Source organism: Streptomyces sp. NPDC048111, from assembly GCF_043202815.1.
GTDB lineage: Bacteria > Actinomycetota > Actinomycetes > Streptomycetales > Streptomycetaceae > Streptomyces.
In genome coordinates this window covers 851456-870639 of the sequence record NZ_JBIDBD010000001.1, presented here as the reverse complement: position 1 = coordinate 870639, position 19184 = coordinate 851456, and the positions used below count along the sequence as shown (strand labels likewise).

General features: G+C 70.4%; 9 protein-coding genes and 1 pseudogene. 7 read left to right on the top strand and 3 right to left on the bottom strand.

Going from position 1 to position 19184, the window contains the following annotated elements; translation table 11 throughout:
- Nucleotides 1-36 precede the first annotated feature (36 nt).
- The gene (locus tag ACGF3I_RS03905; RefSeq protein WP_393128920.1) at nucleotides 37-258 is read right to left on the bottom strand and encodes a DUF397 domain-containing protein; all 222 of its coding nucleotides are present in this window, start codon (nucleotides 256-258) and stop codon (nucleotides 37-39) included.
- Nucleotides 255-962, bottom strand: a complete 708-nt coding sequence (locus ACGF3I_RS03900) for a DUF5753 domain-containing protein (RefSeq protein ID WP_393128919.1) — start codon at nucleotides 960-962, stop codon at nucleotides 255-257. Before ACGF3I_RS03900 ends, ACGF3I_RS03905 begins: the two co-directional genes overlap by 4 nt.
- A 497-nt stretch (nucleotides 963-1459) precedes the next feature.
- On the opposite strand from ACGF3I_RS03900, the gene ACGF3I_RS03895 reads away from it, so the two are divergent.
- The 6 genes from ACGF3I_RS03895 to ACGF3I_RS03870 all read left to right on the top strand — a co-directional run bounded on the left by ACGF3I_RS03895 (nucleotide 1460) and on the right by ACGF3I_RS03870 (nucleotide 15073).
- Nucleotides 1460-1765 carry an ATP-binding protein gene (locus tag ACGF3I_RS03895; protein WP_393128918.1) on the top strand — a complete coding sequence of 102 codons (306 nt, stop codon included), beginning with the start codon at nucleotides 1460-1462 and terminating at the stop codon, nucleotides 1763-1765.
- Nucleotides 1766-1878: 113 nt separating this feature from the next.
- Nucleotides 1879-5922 carry a DISARM system helicase DrmA gene (gene drmA / locus ACGF3I_RS03890; RefSeq protein ID WP_393128917.1) on the top strand — a complete coding sequence of 1348 codons (4044 nt, stop codon included), beginning with the start codon at nucleotides 1879-1881 and terminating at the stop codon, nucleotides 5920-5922.
- A complete protein-coding gene (drmB, locus tag ACGF3I_RS03885) occupies nucleotides 5919-7844 on the top strand; it encodes a DrmB family protein (protein WP_393128916.1) in 1926 nt (641 codons plus the stop codon). Before drmA ends, drmB begins: the two co-directional genes overlap by 4 nt.
- Nucleotides 7841-8617 carry a DISARM system phospholipase D-like protein DrmC gene (gene drmC, locus ACGF3I_RS03880; protein ID WP_393128915.1) on the top strand — a complete coding sequence of 259 codons (777 nt, stop codon included), beginning with the start codon at nucleotides 7841-7843 and terminating at the stop codon, nucleotides 8615-8617. Before drmB ends, drmC begins: the two co-directional genes overlap by 4 nt.
- 106 nt (nucleotides 8618-8723) lie before the next feature.
- Nucleotides 8724-9140 (top strand): hypothetical protein, encoded by a 417-nt coding sequence (locus tag ACGF3I_RS03875; protein WP_393128914.1) that lies wholly within the window; start codon nucleotides 8724-8726, stop codon nucleotides 9138-9140.
- A gap of 224 nt (nucleotides 9141-9364) precedes the next feature.
- Nucleotides 9365-15073, top strand: coding sequence for an AAA domain-containing protein (locus ACGF3I_RS03870; RefSeq protein WP_393128913.1), 5709 nt, complete (start codon nucleotides 9365-9367; stop codon nucleotides 15071-15073).
- 57 nt (nucleotides 15074-15130) lie between these two features.
- On the opposite strand, the gene ACGF3I_RS03865 is transcribed toward ACGF3I_RS03870, so the two are convergent.
- Complete coding sequence (locus ACGF3I_RS03865) at nucleotides 15131-17329, bottom strand: UvrD-helicase domain-containing protein (protein WP_393128912.1); 2199 nt, start codon at nucleotides 17327-17329, stop codon at nucleotides 15131-15133.
- 184 nt (nucleotides 17330-17513) lie between these two features.
- On the opposite strand from ACGF3I_RS03865, the pseudogene ACGF3I_RS03860 reads away from it, so the two are divergent.
- Nucleotides 17514-18602 (top strand): annotated as a pseudogene (locus ACGF3I_RS03860) (class I SAM-dependent DNA methyltransferase); the annotation flags it as partial.
- Between the last annotated feature and the right edge of the window lie 582 nt (nucleotides 18603-19184).

Here is a 19184-nt window from a genome sequence, read left to right as displayed (position 1 = left end):
GGGACGACCGGCGGAGGGCACACCCAGGGGTCGGTATCAGCGGCGGAGGTTGTCCTCGCCGCTCGCGAACGAGATGAACGACTTCCACTCGCCGACCGCCACTTGAAGTTCCGCTCCGCGCACATTCTTTGAGTCGCGGACATGCACACCGACCGGCGTCATCGCGACCTCCACGCAGTCCCCGCCGCCCGAGCCGCTGTAGCTGCTCTTGAACCAGTCCAGCCGCGTGAAGCCCGCCTCGACCTGCTCGCTGCTCATTGCTCTCCTGCCAGACGTTCGATGAGTCGTGCAGACGCCTCGGTGCTCAGAGCCTGCGTCCGCAGCTTGCCATAGCGCATCGCGAACGCACTCACCTTCCCGGGGTCCGTGACCACCACGCCCACTTCCTGCGACTCTACGTAACCGACCTGCCGGTGTTCCGGTGTCTCCAGCAGTACCAGCGGCCCGTTGAGGCCCGGATGGAAGCCCCGATCCGCGGGCATGATCTGGATCTCCACATTCCGGAGCTTCCCCACATCCAACAGGTGCGTGAACTGGCCCTTCATGACCGCGCGATCGCCCACCACACTGTGTAGCGCCGACTCTCCGATGATGAAGCTCAGTTCCACCGGAGATGTTCGGGTCAACAGCTTCTGACGGCTGAGCCGGGCGTCGACGTGCTGATCGATGGTCTCGTCGTCCAGCGGCGGGCAGTGCGCGGAGAAGAGCGCCCTTGCATACGCCTCGGTTTGCAGCAGCCCCGGAATCAACAGCGGATAGTACGCGAGCCTGCTCAGCGCTTCCGCTTCGATCAGCGCGAAGTCCTGGAAGAACAGGGGCAGCTTCGCGCGGTCCACGTCCTCCTGCAAGACCGCCAACGCCCCACCCGCCCCCGATACTTCCTCCGCCTGCTCGGTGAACCGTGCCTTCGCCGGCCGCCGCCCCTGCTCGATCGACGCGGTCTGCTCGTACGAGTACCCCACGGCCTCCGCCAGGGCTCCTGGCTCATGCCCGCCTTCTCGCGGAATAGCTTCAGTAGCTTGCCGTAGCCGACCCAGATCGCCGGCCGGGCGTCATCAGGCTGTCGTCCCCGCCGTGCCCGCGCTCCGGCCCGCCCGCCTAGACCACTCCTCGGAACCATCCGCCTCACGCTCCCGCTCCCGCGCCAAGCCCCGTACGATCCGGTACCAACGCGCCCCGCCCGCGCCCGGTTACGGCCCGTATCCCGTACAAAACAACGCCCCACCCGTACCCGCCCATTCGGTACGCACGGATGACCTGGTCAAGCTATCCGCGTGACGGGACGGGTGCTCCATGAAGCCGCAAACTCCCCTTCCCGCACTGCCGATTCGCCCCACCGCCCCTCAATCCGCCCCATTCCGGATGCAGTTCAGTTCCACCCTGCGCGGCGCCCGCCTCGCCCGCCTGCGAGTACCTCGCCGAGCACGGCATCGGGCACACCACCGAAACCTCCTACGCGGTGGCCACCGTCGTAGCGGAGTTCGCGGCAAACGCGATCACCCACGGCCGCACCCCCGGGGGCGACTTCGAGGTCAGGCTCGCCCTCGCCGCAGACCTCGTCCGTATCGAAGTCGCCGACACCCGCCACCACCGCTTCCCGCGCAACCCCCGCCGACGGTCACCTCCCCGAACCGCCGTCCCCGTACAGCACCTCCGTCGATGGACTGCTCCTCGTCGCGGCGACGGCCGACCGCTGGGACTGGTTCGTACGGGACAACTGCGCCAAGACCGTCCGGGCCGAAGTGCTCCGGCAGCCGGACAGTAGGGCCCCGGCAATCGACTTGTGAACTGAGTCAATGACCTGCATCCTGCTCCAGGGTCGATTGTCAGTGACCCCCGATAGTCTCTGGATGTCGCCTCACCCGTACGGAAAGGGCCGTGATCCGCTCCATGCCCGCACAGTCCACGCCTCCCCCTGCTCCCACGGTGCCGCACCCGCTCAACGAGGTGCCGCACACCTTCCGTTCCGGAGGCTCCTACGACGTCCGTGGCGACCTCGGCACGTACATCCGTCGCGATCTCCTCGGTCCCTGGGACGGGGAGACGGAACAGCTGCCGCAGCGTTCCGCCGGACCGCGCGACCGTTACCTGGTGGGGATGCTCGGGCCCCGGCCGGGGGACGGCACTCGCAAGCGGATCGCCAGGGACGCCGCACAGCAGGGCGACATGGAGCAGGGCGGAGATGCGGAGGGAGACGACGGTGAGCTGCCCGAGCAGTTGACCCCGCAGGCGTCGGGACGGATCTGGGCGTCCTCGATGGGCATGTCTTTCGTCGTGCCCGCCTCGATCGGGACGCTCACCCTGACCGCCTCCTGGGGGCGGTACGCCCTGACCGACGCCCGCATCGAGAGCGAGCAGACGGACAAGGGGGAGCAGGATGCGGAGGGCGAGGGGGCGCCGGGAGGGGCCGTTCCTCCCCGCACCCGCCGGGTGTGGGAGCGCCAACAGGTCACCCACACCCGCGACATCGACGTCACCCGGCCCGGGAACCTCACCTCCGAACCCCTCGAAGGGGAGCCCGACAACGGGATCGTCCTCGACGTGAAGGTGTGGGAGCGCGCCGGCGTCCCCGGCACCGAGGACCTGCGGGTGGTCGAGGTCTCGTTGGTCAACCTTCTCGAAGAGCTCAACGAACACCGTGACGGGAACTGGCTGTTCCAGACCGGTCTCGCCGCCACCGCCTTCGTCGACGACACCACCGCCGTCTTCCTGCCCGTCGACGACCCGCTGACCGCCGGAGTGGGCAAGGGGGCCGCGGCCGAGGACGCCGAGGAGCGCCGCCTGCGGCTGCTCTACCGCGACAGCCTGCGGCACGCCGTGGGCCGCAACGTCGCCGTCCAGGCCGAGGTGCGGTCCGGGGAGCGGCGGGCGTACCGCATCGAGACCACATGGCTGCCCGAGTACGACGTACGGGACACCACTGCCCCCGACCTCGCCACCGAACAGCGGCTCACCGGCCTCGAACTGTCCATGGACGCCCTGGCCGACCTCGCCGTCCCCCACCGCCGCACCGAGCTGACCGCCGCGCTGTCACCGCTAGCCGACGGGTACCGCCTGTGGCTGGCGGAGCAGCGGCAGAAGGCCGACACGCTGCCCGAGGACCTGCGGCGGGCGGCGGGCGCCGCCATCGACGAGGCCGAGGACGTCTGCCTGCGCATCGGCGCGGGCATCGCACGGCTCGGCTCCGAAGGCCCCCTGGGCGACACCGCGCTGGAGGCGTTCCGCTTTGCCAACAGGGCCATGGCGCTTCAGCGCCGCAACACCGCCATCGCCGCCGAGCGGGCACGCCTGGGAGTCGAGGACGACTTCGCCTCGTACGAGACCGTACGTAAAAGCGTCTACGGCAAGGGTGCGGGGGGCGCGAGCTGGCGGCCCTTCCAGCTCGCCTTCGTGCTGCTCAACCTCGACTCGCTGACCGACCCCGCCCACCCGCACCGGGGCACCGGCCGGGACGCCCTCGTCGACCTGCTGTTCTTCCCGACCGGCGGTGGCAAGACCGAGGCATACCTGGGCCTCGCCGCCTACACCTTCGCGCTGCGACGCCTCCAGGGCGTGATCGGCTCCGGTACGGAGGCGCACAGCGGAGAGGCCGGTGTGGCCGTGCTCATGCGGTACACGCTGCGGCTGCTCACCGCCCAGCAGTTCCAGCGTGCCGCCGCCCTGGTGTGCGCGGCCGAGAAGCTGCGCCGCGACGAGTACGGCAAGGAGTGCTGCGAGCGTGCCGAGTGCGCGGCGCGCGGGGCGTGTGAACACCCCAAGCGCTGGGGGAGGGAGCCCTTCCGGATCGGCCTGTGGGTGGGCACCTCGGTCTCGCCGAACTGGTACCCCGAGGCCCGCGAGCAGATCGCCGGGGCGCACGAGAGCGGCAGCGACAAGCACGCCCGGGTGATCCAGGTGCTGAGCTGCCCGTGGTGCGGGCAGGGCCTCAAGGCGCACCGGGACATGAAGGGGGACGACGACCGCCGCCGGGTGCTGCTGTACTGCCCGCGCGGGGAGGGTGCTGAGGAGGCCCGCTGCCCGTTCTCCTACCTGAGTTCCCGCAAGGAAGGCATCCCCGTCCTCACCGTCGACGAGGAGATCTACCGGCTCGCCCCCGCCATGGTCATCGCCACCGTCGACAAGCTCGCCCAACTCCCCTGGAACGGCTACTCCGGGCTGCTGTTCGGCCGCGTCACCACCTGGTGCGAACGCCACGGCTACCGCCACGACGACCTCGACGAGAAGACCGACTGCGGCAGCCGCCACAACAAGCGCGGCGACCTGAGGGCCACCACGGCCCGGCCGGTCACCCGGCTGCGACCGCCGGACCTGATCATTCAGGACGAGCTGCACCTCATCTCGGGCGCGCTCGGCACCACCGTCGGACTCTTCGAAGCCGCCGTCGACCAGCTCTGCACCTGGAGCCACACCACTGCCGAAGGGCAGCGCGTCGAGACCGGGCCGAAGATCGTCGCCTCGACGGCCACCACCAAGCGCGCCGCCGACCAGGTGCGCGGAGTCTTCGGACGGCAGGTCGCCGTCTTCCCGCCCCAGGTGCTGGACGTCGGCGACACCTTCTTCTCCCGGCAGGTCCAGCTGAGCGGCAGCCACCCCGGCCGCCGCTACCTCGGTATCTGCGCCCACGGCACCCGCCTCAAGGCCGCCGAGATCCGCGTCGCCGAGATCCTGCTGCTCGGCGCCCAACAGCTCTTCGACGACTACGGCACCCCGGCCGACCCGTACATGACACTCGTCGGATACTTCAACGCCACCCGCGAACTGGCCGGCATGCGCCGTTACCTGGACGACGACATCACCACCCGAGTGCGTCGCAACGGCAGCCGCAAGGGCCGGGACACGATCGCGGACCGCATCGTCTCCCGCACCGGCATGCTGGAGATTCAGGAGCTGACCTCCCGCATCTCCTCCGCCGAGATCGGTGCCACCCTCAAACGCCTGGAGTCCGGCTTCGACCCGGACTACGAGACCTCGGCGCGGCGGCGGGCCCTCATCGCCGAAGCCCTCGAAGCCCGCAGGGACAAGCGCGATCCGCGTGCCCTGCCCACTCCCGGGCTGAAGCGAGCCGTGGACGTGGTGCTCGCCACCTCCATGCTTCAGGTCGGTGTGGACGTCTCCCGGTTCGGGCTGATGCTGGTGGTCGGCCAGCCCAAGAACACCGCCGAGTACATCCAGGCCTCCTCCCGCGTCGGCCGTGACGCCAAGCGACCCGGCCTCGTCGTCACCCTCTACAACTGGTCGCGCCCCCGCGACCTGGCCCACTTCGAGGACTTCGGGTACTACCACGCCACCTTCTACCGCCAGGTCGAAGCCCTTTCGGTGACCCCCTTCACCCGGCGCGCCCTCGACCGGGGCACCGCCCCCACCTATGTCGCAGCCCTCCGCCAGGCCGCCTACGAGCACTCCCGCAACGGCGACGCCGCCACTCTCGACCTGGACGGCGAGATCGCCGCCCGCGTCGAAGAACGTCTCCTGGAGCGTGCGGAGCGGGTCGACGGCGAGCGGGCCAGGGAGTACCTGTCCGACCGCATCGAGGCCCTCAAGGACGAATGGCGCAGCCGCCGTTCGGCCGGCGGCTCGCTCGGCTACCGCAAGGAGAAGAAGAAGGACGCCCGTTTCACGCCCCTCCTGCGGCGCGCAGACGGAGCACGCTGGGACGTGCTGACCGTCCCGATGTCCATGCGCGAGACGGAGAACGAACTCAACCTCCTGCTTCCCGGCAGTGGCCCGAACGGAATTTTCCTGGACCAGCCCTCGCACGGCGGCCCCCGCTGGAACTTTGGCGCGGGCGGAGCGCCGGGCACGGGGGACGACGGCGTAGACCTGGGCGACAGCCCCGTCGGTAGCGACGAGTACGGACAGCAGCCGGGCACCGGCAGCACGGCGAACGACAAGCGCAACGGCAAGGGACGGGGAAATCGATGAGCTACTTCCGGAAAGTCGGCTCGGCCCGGCCCAGCCACCTGATGTTCACGGCCGGGGTCGGCTCCCTCGTCGACCTGCCCAACTTCTCCGTCCTCGTCAAGGGACTCGACTTCTGGAGTCACGCCGGCCTCGCCGACTCCGTCATCGAGGAACCTCGGCTGCGCGCCGCCGTCAACCGTTCCCTCCAGCTCTACGGCGAGCACCAGATCACCGAACTGCGCGCCGCCCCCTGGCTGGAAGGCGGCGACAACGACCCCAAGGGCCTGGCCGCCCAGGGCGTCGGTGTGCCGGTCAGCCCGTTCCCGCAGTGGCTGCGCTGCACCGCCTGCGACGAACTCGCGCCGATCGACACCGAGGCGTTCACCTTCGTCAACAACAACCCGCGCGCCCCGCACGAAGCGAAGTTCGTCCACGACTGCCGCACCAAGGGCAAGAAGCCCCTGGCGGTGGCCGCCCGCTTCACCCTGGTCTGCACGGCGGGCCACCTGGACGAATTCCCCTACCTCCCGTTCGTCCACCACGGCGGCGAATGCACCCACGCACCGCGCCCCCGCCTGCGGATGCGCGACCACGGCGGCAACCAGGCCGCCAACGTCACCCTCGAATGCCTGGCCTGCGGCACCCCGCGCAACATCCGCGACGCCATGGGCGAAAGAGGGCGCCGCAACCTTCCCGCCTGCCGTGGCCGCCACCCCCACCTGGGCACCTTCGAGCGCGAGGGCTGCGACCAGGAAGCCATTCTGATGGTCGCCGGCGCCTCCAACCAGTGGTTCCCCATCACCCTCAGCGCCCTCGCCCTGCCCCCCGGGAACACCGAACGCGTCGCCGAACTCGTCGAGGAGCGCTGGCCCGAACTGAAGGGCATCACCTCCACCGCCGTCTACGACGTGCTCGCCGCGACCCCGGCCTATGGCTACCTCAAGGAGTACGACCCGGGTGTGATCATCGACGCGGTCCAGGCCCGCCAGCGCTTCCTCGACTCGGACCCGTGGGACGCCGTGCCCGCGCCTGCCGCCGTGGCAGCGGACCTCCTGGGTCCGGAGTGGGCCGTCCTCGCCGCCGATCAACTTCCCACCCCCACCGACGACTTCGCCCTGGAGCCCGTCGTCGTCCCGGCCGCCCTCGACGGGCTCTTCTCCCACGTGCGTCAGGTCCAGCGGCTCCGTGAAGCCCGCGCCCTGACCGGATTCACCAGGCTCGACGCCCCCGACCCCGAGGCTCCCGAGATCGCCACGCCCGTGCGGCTCAGCCGTGGCGCCCAGCAGTGGGTGCCCGCCAGCGAAGTGCGTGGCGAGGGCGTCTTCCTGCGCGTCAGCGAGGACCTCATGGCGGAATGGGAGGGCCGGGTCGCCAAGTCGGCGGCCATGGACGCGCACCGCGAGGCATACCGGCGCTTCCGCACCAACCGCAAGTCCGACCGCATCACCGGCGGCTTCGACGACATGCACGGCTGGCCCGGTGCGCGCTACCTCGCCCTGCACACCCTCTCCCACCTCCTCATCCGCACTATCGCCCTGGAGTGCGGCTACAACTCCGCCTCGCTGGCCGAACGGATCTACGCGGGCGATGCCGAGGACCCGCGCACCGGCATCCTCATCTACACCGCCGTTCCCGACTCCGAAGGCACCCTCGGCGGTCTCGTCTCCCTCGCCGAACCCGAACCCCTCCAGCGCATCGTGCGCCGCGCCCTCAACGACGCCTCGCACTGCTCGTCCGACCCGCTGTGCTCCGAGCGGCTCCCGCAGCACCCGGCGGACTTCCTGCATGGTGCCGCCTGCCACGTCTGCCTGTTCGTCTCCGAGACGACCTGCGAACGCGGCAACCGCTACCTGGACCGCCGCTTCCTCGTCCCGCTCGGCGACGCCGGTGCGGAAGGCGACGCGGAGGGCCTGGTGCTGACCCCGGTGGAGCTCCGGCCGTGAGCCGCCGCGCGTTCGAGGCCACGGCCCACGTGCTGGTCGACGCCCTCGGCCCGTCCCGTACCAAGGACGTGGCCGGAGTCCTCGCCCGGGGCAGGGGCCTCGAACACGCCCTGTCGGCCGTCCGGTTCGCCGGTTCCGCCGAACCGCTCACCGCGCTCTACCGCGCGGCCGACGAGGCGCACCTCCCGTACCCCGAAGCCGCCGCCTACCTCCGGGGCTACGTCGCAGGCTGGACCCGGCGGCGCGACGAGATCGACGTCCGTACGGTGTGGAGCGGCCCCGCCACCCCCGGGGTGCCGGTCCGGGCGACCGCCCAGGTCCTGGTCGAGGTGGTCGCCTCCGCTCGCATCGAACTCCTCGCCATGACGTACTCCGCCCGCGCCTACCCGCCTCTGGCTGCCGCGTTGAGGGCGGCAGTGGCGCGCGGGGTGGAGGTGCACATCGTCGTGGAGACTCACCGGGGCGCGGGTGGACTGCTCAGCGGCCCGGAACCCGCCGCCGCGTTCGCCGGCATCGCGGGCGTGCGCCTGTGGCACTGGGACCCAGCGGCGCGCGAGTCGCCCCGGGCCCGGCAGCACGCCAAACTCGCCGTCGCCGACCGGCGCACCCTGTTCCTGGGAAGCGCGAATCTCACCCAGTCCGGCGTCCAGAAGAACCTCGAAGCCGGAGTGCTGATCCGCGGCGGCTCCGCCCCCGAGCGGGCCGCCGACCACATAAGGGAACTCCAGCGCCGCCACATCCTGAAACCGCTTCCACCTGCTGCCCCCGTGTGAGGGAGTGACCAGCCACCTCACACGGGCCCCGATCTCGCCGAAAGGCCGGCGGCCCCTTTTCCGGAAGCCGGTGCGGGGTGCCACCGGTGGTTCGTAGCCTGGAGACATGAGCGCCGAGCGCCGCAGCGCGTCCACCAGGAGCGCCGCCCCAGCCCGCGGCCGCACCTCGCCCGCCGCAGAGGCGAAGCAGTGGGAGGCGCTGGCCGAGCAGAACCCGCAGGACCGGGAAGAGCTCCTGGTCGAGGCCGCCGGAGCGTGGGCGCGGGCCGGTGACGTGGAGCAGGCGCTCGCGACGTACGACCGGTTGCGGGTGGCAGCGGGCAGGGTGGAAGACCTCGTCGAGTACGCCCGTGCCGAGGGCCAGAACCTGGCCCAGCCGTCCGCGCGGGCGGGGTGCGCCGCCGAGCTGGCAGCGCGTGGTTCGGGGGAGCGGTGGCCGTCGGCGCGCAACGGGCCTTGTTGGTGCGGGAGTTCCCGTAAGGACAAGAAGTGTCATCGTGGTCCGTCGGAGTCCGGGGCCTGATCCGCTTAGCGCCGCGGTGAGGGCTGTGAACTTAGTTCACGGAGTTGCTATGCTCGTTGAGGCTCGACCGGAGATGCGAAGATAATGTGAATGTCAACGCCCGGGTGGGGCGTCAGCAGTGCGCACACGACGACCTGCGGACTGTGTCCGCTGCCGGGCGGTGCAGGACGATGGGTTCGTAGGGTGCGATCGCGCGCTCCTACATGTTTGTTTGGGGGTTGGGCGTGAGCGAGCGCGGCGAGGCCGACAGCGATGCGATCTGGCAGGTCGGGACTACGTACACGTACGGCGACGGACTCCAGGTGCGGGTCGAGGACGTACGCCCGTACCGTCCCGGCGCCCCGGCGAACCTGATCGACCACCGGCCGGGCGACGACCTGGTGGCGTGCACTCTGGTACTGACCAATGGCGGCAGGTCCTGGCTGGCCCTCGACGGGCTGAGGATGCTCGTCACCTGTGGCCCGCGGGGGCGCATGGCGCGGCAGGTCGACGAGTACGACAACTCCCAGCTCGACCCGTCGGACCCGCAAGGCAGCCTGCGGCCGGGGCGTACGACGTCGGTGCGGTGGGGGTTCAGCGTGCCGCCGGGGACGGGCGAGCACCTGGACCTTGAGGTCGTGATTCCGTCCGAGGACGGGGAACGTCCCAGTGTCACGTTCAGCACGGTGGCGGCGACCGCTGCCCCCGCTCCCGTGGCTCATCACCCGCACGTGGGTGCCGCCGTGGACACACCCACCGCCCAACGCATCCCCGCCGAGTCGCGCGCAGCGGACCGGCCCACACCCCCGGCCCCGCCTTCCGCCGGCCGTGGAGGCGACCTCGACGCCCGCCGCGTGCAGCAGATCTTCCGCTTTCTCGCCGAAGCGGAGGAGACCCGAGTCCGTCCGGTGCGCACGCTGGACACCGCGGCCGGGGCGGTCTGGTTCGACGAGCTCCCCGACGACACGGGTGTAGCGGTGATGACCGAAGGCCCCCTGTCCGACGCGCACGGAGGGCCCGCGTGGCTCACGGTACGACGGCCTCGGCGTGAGGAACCGCCGATGCCGCACCGTGTCCTCGCGCCCTGGGTGGACACCACACTCGCCCGCGACTTCCAGCTCGGGCAGACCCCTCCCCTGAGGCGTCGCATCGAGGCCGAGCCGACCGCCTACGCGGCCGGTGTCCTCCTCGGCAAGACGTACACGGAACTCGACGACCACCCTGGCCGCGAGAAGATCGAGAAACGGTACGCCGAGTGGGGTGCCGAGTGGAGCGCGTGGGCCGAACGGCGACGCGCGATCGACCCACTGGTACGGCTCTACGACAAGCTGCACAAGATGCACGAGGACGCTGCCAACCTCGGCGAGAGCTACGAACTCGTCCTCGGTGTCGGCAGACTCACCTGGCAGTCCCTCGACGGCCAGCGTGTGGAACGGCACCTGTTCGTGCACCGGGCCGCACTCCAGCTCGACCCCGTCACCGGCACGCTCACCGCCACCCCGGACCCCAGCGCGCCCGGTGTGCGGTTCGAGGAAGCCATGCTGGACGGCGAGCAGCGCGTGAAGAGCGACGTCCGGGAGGAGATCGCCCACACCCTCGACACCGCCGCCGACGCCTCCGAGGCGGAGCACCTCGAAGCCCTGCATCTCGCACTGGGCAGCTGGACCAACGCCGTCCACTCCGCCGCCCAGTACCTGCCTGGCGTCGAGCGGCACAAGCCGCGCAGCCTGGACGTTCCCCAGGTCTGCTTCGCGCCCGCGCTCGTCCTGCGGGAACGCAACCGCCGGTCCATGCTCGACGCCCTCCAGGCCGTCGCCGGACAGGTTGAGCAAGGCATGCCGCCGACCGAACTCCTCGCGTACGTCGCCGGACGCGGCGGCGCCCAGACCGTAGCCGATCTGGGCGGCGAGCAGCCCGCGCACACGCCCGCCGAGGTCTTCTTCGCGCTCCCCGCCAACGAGGAGCAGCGCACCATCGCCGAACGCCTCCACGACAACCGCCTCGTGGTCGTCCAGGGCCCACCCGGCACCGGCAAGACCCACACCATCGCCAACCTCGTCACCGACCTGCTCGCCCAGGGCAAGCGCGTACTGATCACCAGTCACACGCCGCGTGCCCTGCGCGTGCTGCGGGACAAACTCCCTGAGTCCGTGCGCGACTTGTGCGTCAGCCGCACCGAGGACGGCGCCGCCGCCCAGCGTGAGCTGGAAGCGTCCGTGCACACGATCCTCTCCCGCTACTCCGGCTACGACCCCAAAGCGTCACAGCGGGAGATCGACACCTTCCAAGCCCGGCTGAACGCCGCCCGCACGCGGCAGAAGCAGCTCCTCGACGACCTCGCCGCGGTCCGCGAAGCGGAGACCTTCCGCTACCCCGCCGAGATCGGCGACTACGCAGGAAGTCTCCAGGGCATCGCCGAACGTCTTGCGGCCGAACGCCCGCAGCACGAGTGGCTGGGCCCCGTCCCCGAAGGCCCGCCCACCCTCGAACCGGCCGCGGCGCTCCGCCTGCTGCACGCCGTCCGGGACTTCACGCCGCACCACCGCGCCCTGGCCGCCGACGTTCCCGGTCCCACGGACCTGCCGACCGCAGGGGAGTTCGAGACCGCGGTAGCCGTCGTACGCGAGGCGGAGGCGGTGCACGCGGAAGCCGCCCGGGACACCACGGCACGGGCCTATGACAGCCAGGTGCGGGGACTCGGCGAAGCCGCCCAGCAGAAACTGAGCGACGCGCTGCACACGTTCTCGGCGGCCCGATCTCGCGCGGGATCGCTCGCGCAGCCCACGGGAGGCCAGGCCCAGGCGGCACTCGGCCAGGCCGCCGCCGGCGTCGACTGGGAGATCCGCAGCCGCCGTGCCGAAGTGGCCCACGCGCTCGACACCGCCCAGGGTTGTGCGGACGCGCTCGGCACCGCACTCGTCACCGGACTCGAACATCTCGACCCCAACGTCGCCCTGGGGTTCGCCACCACCCTGCACGACGGCCTCGGGCAGGGGCAGCGCCTGGCCGGCATGTTCGGAAAGCCGAGCAAGCTGGGCAAGGCGGTCGCCCCGTTCGTGGACGGGGTCAAGGTCGACGGTCGCGCCCCGACGGACCAGGCCACCGCCGCCGTGGCGCTCGCCCGGGTCCAGCTCGAACTGCACCTGGCCCGCATGGAGCGAGAGGGCGGCCACCCGACCACCCCCTGGCAGGGGCACAGCTCGCGGCTCGCCCGGCTCCAGCAGGACCTCAAGGTCCTGGACGCCCTCATCGCGGTGGTCGACGCCCGTACCGAGGTACTGGCCGCAGCCGCCACGTCGCCGGAACTTGCCGCTGCTCACTGGCACGAGCCCGCCGTCGAGCAGGCCGTACGTGCCCTGCTGCGGGTGGCCACCACCCTCCGTGAGGCGGAAGAGGCCAGGCAACTCATCGCCGACGCCGAGCAGTTCCTCCACTCCTGGCTCGACCGGCCGGGTGTGTCCACCGCAGTCGCTCGCGCCCACGACGCGGTCCGGGCCCGCGACCCCGAGGGGTACCGGACGTTCTGCGAAGAGCTCGCGGAGGTGCGCGAGGCAGTGCGGCTGCGAGCAGCACGGCAGTCCGCGCACGACGAAGTGCACGGCGCGCTGCCCGACTTGGCCCGCCGGATCGAGGACTGCCCGCAGGACCCCGCCTGGGACACCCGGCTGCCGACACTCCACCAGGCGTGGGCGTGGAGCGCGTGGTGTTCGCGGATGGAGCGGATGACTGCGCCGGGCGTCGAACAGGACCTGCGCGGGCGGCTCACCGAGGCCGACGACGAGGCCCGCATCACTCTTGCCAGGCTGGCCACCGCCCGTGCCTGGCACCGATGCCTGGGCCTGCTCACCGGAGACCAGTCGCTCGCGCTGTCGGCATACCAGCACGCGGTCAGGAAGATCAAGGGCAAGTACCAGCACCGCTACCGCCGCGACGCCCAGGAGGCGCTGCGGGCCGCCCAGGGCGCCGTACCCGCCTGGATCATGCCCTTGCACCAGGTCGCGGAGACCGTACCGCTGGACCGGCCGGGAATCTTCGACGTCGTCATCGTCGACGAGGCGAGTCAGTCGGGCCTGGAAGCGATGCTGCTGAGCTGGCTCGCCGACCGCATGGTGGTGGTCGGCGACGACAAGCAGGTCAGCCCCGCCAACGTCGGACTCAAGCACGAGGAGTACTTCCAGCTCCGCGACCGCCTGCTGCCGACCCTCACAGAGACCCGGCGGAGCCTGTTCGGCCCCGACACCAGCTTCTTCGATCTGAGCCACGCACTGTCGGCGGGCCGCGGCACGCTCATGCTCCAGGAGCACTTCCGGTGCATGCCGGAGATCATCTCCTTCTCCAACCACCTTTGCTACGCGGACAAGCTCCAGCCGCTGCGCCAGTACGGTGCGGACCGGCTCACCCCCGTGCGGACGGTGTATGTCGAGGGCGCCGCGGAGTCAGGCAGCGGTACCCGGCTCGTCAACAAGGACGAGGCGCGGGCTCTCGTGGACGCCGTCGTGAAGTGCTGCGAGGACCCCGCGTACGCCGGGCTGACCATGGGCATCATCAGCCTCCGCAGCAGCAACGGCCACCTCACCGAGCTGGAGAACCTGCTGGCCGAGCGGCTCTCGTACGAGGACCGGGAGGACCGGGGTATCCGGGTCGGCAAGCCCGAGGACTTCCAGGGCGACGAGCGCGACGTCGTGTTCGTCTCCTGCGTCAACTCGGCCACCACGAAGAGCGGAACGGCGCAGGGCGGATTCACCGGGAAATCGTACGAGCAGCGGCTCAACGTGGCGGCGTCCCGGGCGAGGGACCAGGTGTGGATCTTCCACAGCGTGACCGTGGGCCAATTCCACGAGAACGACCTGCGCCGCAAGTGGATCGACCACGTCGGCCAGCCCGCCGAACCCGAGGCAGCGGTAGCCGTGCCGGGGGAGGTGCTGCCCGACGTCCGCCACGAGTCCTTCGACAGTCTCTTCCAGCAGCAGGTCTATCTGGAGCTGGTCGGCCGCGGCTACCGGGTACGGCCCCGCTACCGGGTCGGACGCCACCGACTCGACCTCGTCGTGGAGGGCGGTACCCGGCGCCTCGCGGTCGCCTGTGACGGAGATGTCTTCGCGGAGGGTGAGAACGCGAGCACGGCGGCCGCCCGCCAGCGCGATCTGGAACGTGTGGCCTGGGTGTTCGTACGCATCCGGGGCAGCCGCTTCGCCTTCGACCGGGAGCAGGCTCTCGCGCCGTTGTGGGCGGAGTTGGCACGGTTGGGCATCGAGCCCGAGCGGCGTGGCGGACCGGCGATCGTACAGGGGGAAGCCCTTGGTGCGACCGAGCGAGAAGCGGTGCACGAGGAGCCTGCAGCTGTCCCGTCCGAGCAGGACGAACCATCCGCAGCGGATGAACCCGCCGAGGGGGTGGAGCCTGGCGACCCACTTGAGGGTCAGATCTCCCTGGACCTCGTTGCAGACCCCTTCGGGGATCCCTCCGTCGACCAGGAGGAGCAGCTCGCCAACAGGCCGCTGCCCGGGCAAGGGGGAGTGTTCCCCGTCCCCTCGGTCCCCGTCTCCGTCTACACGCGCCTCTTCACCGAGATCCAGCAGCTCCAGAGTGCGCTGCACGCCGACGACCCCTCGGCGTCCGGGGGCGCTCCAGAAGAACGCCGGCTGCGGGCCGACCGACGCGAGCGCAGGCGTGAACACCTGGAGACTCTGCGGGCGTTCGTGGACGAGGTATCCGTGGACGGCGAACCGCTCGCCGTCGCTGTACCGGGAGCCCTGCTGGAGCTGGAATTCGACGGAGAGGCCGACACGGACACCACGTACGTCCTGGCCGAGTTCGCTCCGGAGGGGACCCGGGCGGTGCCGCCCGCACTTCCGCTGGGAGCCTGCCTGGTGTTCCAACCCGTCGGGGCGGAGTGCGCGTACGAGACCGACGGCCAGACCCGGACAGTACGGATCCTGTCTGTTCGCGCCTGAGCACGGTGCGGGGGAGGGCGTCGGACAGGATGCCCGACGCCCCCTCCCGTACGGAACTCAGCCGGCCACCGGGTCCAGCAACGGGCTGCGCTCCCCGTTCCACGACACCACCAGCGCGTCGCGTGCCCGCGTGCACGCCACGAACAGCAGGCAGTGCTCGGCCAGCAGGTCCTGGCGGTGCTGCACCGGGTCGACGGAGGCCGGGGTCACCTGCTGGGCGTACGGTAGGACCGACGACGTCAGGCCGACCACCGCGACGCAGCGGAACTCCAGCCCCTTCATCGCGTACATCGTGGCGACCCGGACCCCCTCGGCCTCCGGCCCGGGATCGTCCTTCACCGCCACCACCGGCACCCCCTCCCGGCGCAGTCGGGAAATCACGGTGTCGGCAAGGGTGTTGAAGCGAGCGCACACCGCGATCTCCGACGGCTTCACCCCACCGTCGATCCAGGCCCGCACCTGCTGGGTCAGGGCCGTCAGTTCCTGCTGCTGGGTGGCGTGACCGACCGCGTCTGGCATCCGGCCGTGCAGCTCGGAGCGGTAACCGCGCAGCGTGTCGGCGGACGCGTCGTCATGTCCGTCCTCGCCGAGTCGCACCACCGACTGTCCGTCCAGCAGCGAGGTCGACCAGCGCAGGATCTCTTCCGTGGAGCGGTAGTTCACCCGCAGCCGGGCGGAGCGGCCGGTGATGTGGATGCCAAGCGAACGCAGCGACACCTTGGTGTCGTAGATCCGCTGATGCGGGTCGCCGACCAGGAACAGGTCGTCAGCCTGCGAGGCCACCACCGCGCGCAGCACCCGCCACTGGGCCGGGTGCAGATCCTGGGCCTCGTCCACCACTACGTGCCGGTACCGCGGCCCGGACAACACGAGCAGACCCGCAGCCCGGTCGCAGATCATGGTGTACGTGGCCTGGTCACGCGCCAACACGTCCTTGGCGAAGCGATCCATCACTTCCCACAACTGGGCACGCTGCACATGCCCGAGCTGAATGCCGCGGCCCGGCCGCCGGCAGGTGAGATACGCCTCCTTGGTACGGATGCCCTGCGCCAGCACCACATTGCGGTACTCCTGCATAAGGAACTGAGGCGTCCAGCCACCCGCCTCGCCGCGCAGCGCCCGCTCCCAGGCAGCCTTCTCGCTGCCCGTCGTGAGCACCTTCGGCACGCTGCCCCGGGAATCGCGAACGATCCGGGAGGCCAACGAGTCCACCGTGGTGACGTCCACCCGGTCGAGCAGGTGGGCGTCGGCGTCCCCGATGAGCAGCGCCAGGCTGTCCCGCAGCGAGGCGGCCATGGCCCGGGTGAAGGTGGTCAACAGGACGCGATCGTCCGGACCACCCTGATGCAGCAGGTGTCGTACCCGGTGCAGGGCCACCACGGTCTTGCCGGTCCCGGGGCCTCCGGTTACCTGGGCAGGCCCGTTGAATCCCGCGTGCAGGGCGTGGCGGCGCTGCGTCGGGTGGAGGAAGACCCGCCAGCGCACCAGGTCTTCGGTCAAGATGCGCTCCAGCTCCTGCGGCCCGGAGACCTCGACCAGCCGGTGCGGGGTGTTCCGGACCGCCTCGGCGAGGGTGACGGTCTCACGCTCGTCGGCCGAACGGACCGTCTGGCCGCGCGGCGCGATCAACTGCTCCCACACCTCCTGGGGCCGGAATCCCTCTGCGAGGTACTCCAGGACCTCGTACTGGTCGGCGGGAAGAATCGGGGGCTTCATCAGTCGCAGGTTGTCGATGTCCACGCACAACCGGGCGAGACCCAGCACCTGCTCATCGATGCCCAGGTCGCGCAGAACGGTGTTGGAGTGCGCCACGAACAGCCGCTCGGGTTCCGGAGCACCGGTGACCGATTCCCGCGCCGTCTTCTGAGCCTCCGACGCCAGATAGGTCTCCATCTGTTCGAGGACCTCGATGTTGCGGACCTCCAGACCACCGGTGGCGTTGTTCGCTGAGAACACCCGCTTGCACGCCCAGTTGATCGCTGCGTCGTGCGACGCCACGCGCAGAAGGGTGTACAGATCGCTGCCGTCGTCCGGCGCGAGCAGTACTCCGCGCACGCCCTGGGTGATGCGGATCGTACGGACCCGGGAGTCCCGTGCCTGCTCCAGCTTCTCCAAGTGCAACCCCTTGCTGGAGTGCAGGGTGTGCACGTCGAGCGAGCGGAAGTGCTGTACAGCGTCCCGCACTTCCTTCTGGACGGGGCGCTGCAACGAGATCAGATCGGTGAAGAAGTCCTCGGACAGGGCGAGTCGGGGCATACGGGTGCCTCCTTAACGGTGGAGCGCCGGTTGCTCCGCAGGGCTCTTACAGTACCTTCTGTGTACATAGTCAACGCAAGCATTCGTGAAGATGATTGGGTCCGTGTGTACGGTGTCCCGTATGAACGAAGACGCCGCTCTCCCCGCCGGCCCGCTGGTCACCGGCGCCGAGATTGCTCGTATCGGCCCGACGAGGTACGGACAGGACGTCGATCCACGCAGTACCTCCTTCGCCCGGTCGCGCGCCCACCTCACTGGCCGCTCCAAGTTCAACGTCGCCACCGGTGACTCCCTCCGGCACGACCAGTGGCCCGAGCTGCGCGCCGACCTCGTGCTCTGCGATCCGCCCGGTGCTGTCACGCACTGGGGGCGGGGAAACCTTCTGCTCGACTCCCGGTGGGAGCTGGGCACCCCTTCGCGGGCCGAAGCGGAACTCGCTTGGCTCCAACACGCCTACGCCCACACCGTTCCCGGCGGTCGTGTGCTCATGGTCATGCCCGCCTCGGTCGCCTACCGCCAGGCGGGACGCCGGATCAGGGCCGAGCTGATTCGCCGCGGCATTCTCACGCAGGTCGTCGCGCTGCCGCCCGGCACTGCCGCCGCGCACGCGCTGCCCGTACACGTCTGGCAACTGCGTCGTCCACAGGGCCGCGGCGATACCGTCACGTCCGTGCGCATGATCGACCTCACCGGGAACGACCCCGACGGCTCCTTCGAAGCGGGTTCAGGGCAGATGGCTGACGTACCACTGATCGATTTGCTGGACGACGTGGTGGACCTGACCCCCGGGTGCTACGTGGGGGAGTCGCACCGGAATTACGGAGCCGCGTACTTCTCCCTGCGCGCGGAGTTGGCCGATCAGCTGCGGGAGATCGTCGCACTGCTTCCGGCGCTCGCGGGCGCAGGAGGCACCGGCGTGCTGGACGGTCCCACCGTCAGCGTCGCCGAGCTCGCGAGGGCCGGTCTCGTGGAGTACGGCGATCCGGAGCCGGTGTCGGTCAGCGGGCAGCTCGACACCGATTACCTCCAGGGCTTTCTGCGGAGCGCCTCCCACACTCGTCGCTCCACGAGATCCAGCGGTACCTTCCGGTTCGACGGCAAGGGTGGCCGGATTCCGCAGATGGACATCACGGAGCAGCGCCGTTACGGGGCTGCCTTCCGCTCGCTCCAGGAGTTCGAGACGCGGATGCGCCGGGTGACGGAGCTCAGTCAGGAGGTGGCGGCACTGGCACGCGACGGACTCGGCTCCGGCGCGCTCGCTCCGGTGCGGTGATCGAGTCCGGCACGCGCTTCGCCGGATCGCATCCGCCATGGGCGGTCTCTCTGCCAAGCGGTGTCGCAGGTCAGCCCCTCCTCCGCCTTCTGTGGTCCGGCCCTCCGTCCGACCCTCGCCTGCCGACGGGTGCGAGAGCTGGCGACACTGGCCGAGCTGTACCCGCAGGGCCGAGAAGAGTTCCCCGTATAGGCCGCCGGGATGTGGGCCCGCGCCGGTGACGTGGAGGGCGAAGACGCGTGGCCCCGGGGGGCTGTCGGCAGAGCTTCCTCAACGCGGCGCCGAACCGGGCGTCAGCTCCGTGACCAGCGGCGCGATCCATGGGCCTTTGGCCTCAAGCCCCCGCCGACACAACCCCACGCGGTCGCTAACGGGGTCGCTTTCGGCGGGTACTGGCTGTGACTAAAGCCCTGGCCGCGCACGGGCGGGCGCGCCGTCCTGCCGGGCTGTCCCACTCGCCATCATCTGGCCACGATCCAGCTGGCGCGTGGAGAACGACAGGTGATGACGGGTGACGAAGCATCAGATCATTCAGCAATATCCAGCCACGGGGATGCGGGACGGGTCCGCCCCGGACGGGGC